General features: G+C 67.1%; 2 protein-coding genes. Both read left to right on the forward strand.

What is annotated here, in order from left to right; all coding sequences use genetic code 11:
- On the forward strand, nt 1-423 hold a 423-nt coding region (locus tag X803_RS22755; protein WP_035778463.1), incomplete at its 5' end, for a glycerate kinase.
- Nucleotides 420-1763: an allantoinase AllB gene (gene allB, locus X803_RS0109480; protein WP_026544962.1), complete on the forward strand. Its 1344-nt coding sequence runs from the start codon at nt 420-422 to the stop codon at nt 1761-1763. The genes X803_RS22755 and allB, both read left to right, overlap by 4 nt.
- Nucleotides 1764-1825 lie beyond the last annotated feature (62 nt).

Genomic DNA, 1825 nt, shown 5'->3' on the forward strand with positions numbered 1-1825 from the left:
GCCGACGCTCCCGGAGCCGGCGCCGCAGGCGGCGTGGGGTACGCGGCCCTCGCCGTACTGGACGCGGAGCGCAGGCCGGGCATCGACGTCGTGCTTGAACTGACGGGGCTGGCAGGCAGGCTCGAGGACGCACGCCTGGTGATCACCGGTGAGGGCAGCCTGGATGAGCAGAGCCTTGGCGGGAAAACGCCGCTCGGCGTGGCGACAGCGTCAGGAGACATCCCGGTGATCGCGGTCTGCGGACGGACCACGCTCACGCGGGCACAGGCGGCGGAGGCCGGCTTCGAGGCCGTGTACGCACTCACGGACCTGGAACCCGACGTCGCGAAGTGCATTGCTCACGCCGGACCGTTGCTTGAGCAGGTAGGCCAAAATATTGCCGCCCACATAGGCGTGGGCGCCGGAAAAGGAGGAAAACCATGAGTACCGAAACTTATGACCTGGTGATCCGTGGCGAACGCATCCTCACGACGGCGGGCATTGCGCCGCGTGAGGTCGGCGTCCGGAACGGCGTCATTGTGGCGATGGAGCCGCTGGGCAACGGTCTCGATGGGGCCACGGTCGTTGAACTGGCCCCCGATGAAACGCTGATCCCGGGACTCGTCGACTCCCACGTGCACGTCAACGAGCCGGGGCGCACGGAGTGGGAGGGCTTCGCGTCCGCCACAAAGGCGGCCGCTGCCGGAGGCGTCACCACCATCATCGACATGCCGTTGAACAGCATCCCGCCCACCGTGAACGTGGATGCACTCCAGCAGAAACGGGCGGCAGCGGAAACCCAGGCGTTCGTCGACGTCGGCTTCTGGGGCGGCGCCATTCCCGGGAACAAGGCAGACCTGCGCCCGCTCCACGACGAGGGTGTCTTCGGATTCAAGTGCTTCCTGCTCCACTCGGGTGTGGACGAGTTCCCGCACCTCGAAGCTGACGAGATGGAAGCGGACATGGCGGAGCTGAAGACCTTCGACTCCCTCATGATCGTCCACGCAGAGGATTCCCGGGCCATCGACCGGGCACCGTCCGCGGAGGGCGACCAGTACTCGAAGTTCCTTGCGTCACGACCGCGCGGCGCGGAGAACGTGGCCATCGCCGAGGTGATTGAGCGGGCCCGCTGGACGGGGGCGAGGGCGCACATCCTGCACCTATCGTCGTCGGACGCGCTGCCCATGATCGCTTCAGCCAGGCGCGACGGCGTCAACCTCACGGTCGAGACGTGCCCGCACTACCTGACCCTGTTGTCGGAGGAGATCCCCAACGGCGCGACGGCGTTCAAATGCTGCCCGCCCATCCGCGAGGCCTCGAACCGGGAGCTGCTGTGGCAGGGCCTGATCGACGGGACAATCGACTGCATCGTCTCCGACCATTCACCCTCAACCCTGGACCTGAAGGACCTCGAAAACGGTGACTTCGGCGTCGCCTGGGGCGGGGTCTCCTCGCTGCAGCTCGGGCTATCGCTGATCTGGTCCGAGGCCCGGAAGCGGGGGCTTCCGCTGGAACAGGTTGTGGAGTGGATGTCGGCCCGCCCGGCGGCCATCGCCCGGCTGCAGCGCAAGGGCAAGCTGGCACTGGGATACGACGCCGATTTCTCCGTCTTTGCGCCGGACGAGACCTTCGTGGTCGACGTCCACAAACTCCACCACAAGAATCCCATCTCGCCGTACGCGGGCAAGGCGCTCTCCGGCGTCGTGCGTTCCACCTACCTGCGCGGTGAAGTGCTGGACCTCGAGAAGCCAACCGGGCGCCTGCTCCGCCGCGGCGCAGCCTGAACCCCACAAACCTGCATCGACCGGGGGCGGATGAGGCGACGTTGTCCGCGTGAGACCCCACC

The organism is Arthrobacter sp. 35/47 (genome assembly GCF_000520475.1).
Lineage (GTDB): Bacteria > Actinomycetota > Actinomycetes > Actinomycetales > Micrococcaceae > Arthrobacter_D > Arthrobacter_D subterraneus.